Source organism: Streptomyces inhibens (assembly GCF_003389455.1).
GTDB lineage: Bacteria > Actinomycetota > Actinomycetes > Streptomycetales > Streptomycetaceae > Streptomyces > Streptomyces inhibens.
Genome location: NZ_QUAC01000252.1, coordinates 1 through 522, shown reverse-complemented (window position 1 = coordinate 522; position 522 = coordinate 1). Strand labels below are relative to the sequence as shown.

The following is a 522-nucleotide window of genomic DNA, read 5'->3' as shown; positions in this document are numbered from 1 at the left end:
CCGCCTCCGGGCGCGCCCGGCACCCCCGGGGCGGGCCGTGCCGGTGGGCTGGACCGGGCGGGGATCGCGGAGGCCGATACGGGCAAGGCCGAGGTGCGTCCGCCCGGCGGACCCGCGGCGTCCGGTCCCGGTGCGCCCGGTGCGCCGGCCGGTGGTTACGTACCGACGCAGCTGGTCTCGCAGCTGGACGGGGCGGATCTGGATCTCAGTGCGGTGGACGGCCCGGGCGGGACGGGCGAGCCCGGTGCGGGTGGTCCCGGTGCCGGCGGGGTGCATGCCGCCGCGACGATGTTCGCCGACGGTGCGTCGCTGCAGGCGAGTCTCGGGGGCGCCAACGGGCCGGGCGGTGCCGGCGGGCCCGGTCTGCCGCCGCCTCCGGGTGCGCCCGGTGTGCCCGGTGCGCCCAAGCCTCCCGGTCCGCCCGGCAAGCCCGGTGCGTCCGCGGGCGGTCGGGGCTCCGGTGGCCAGGGCGGTCCGCCCCCGCCGCCGCCCGCTCCGCCCGCCGCCGGTGGTACCGGTGGC

General features: G+C 81.6%; 1 pseudogene. It reads left to right on the top strand.

The features are described 5' to 3' along the window. A pseudogene (locus DY245_RS44875) lies at positions 1-522 on the top strand (SUKH-4 family immunity protein); the annotation flags it as partial.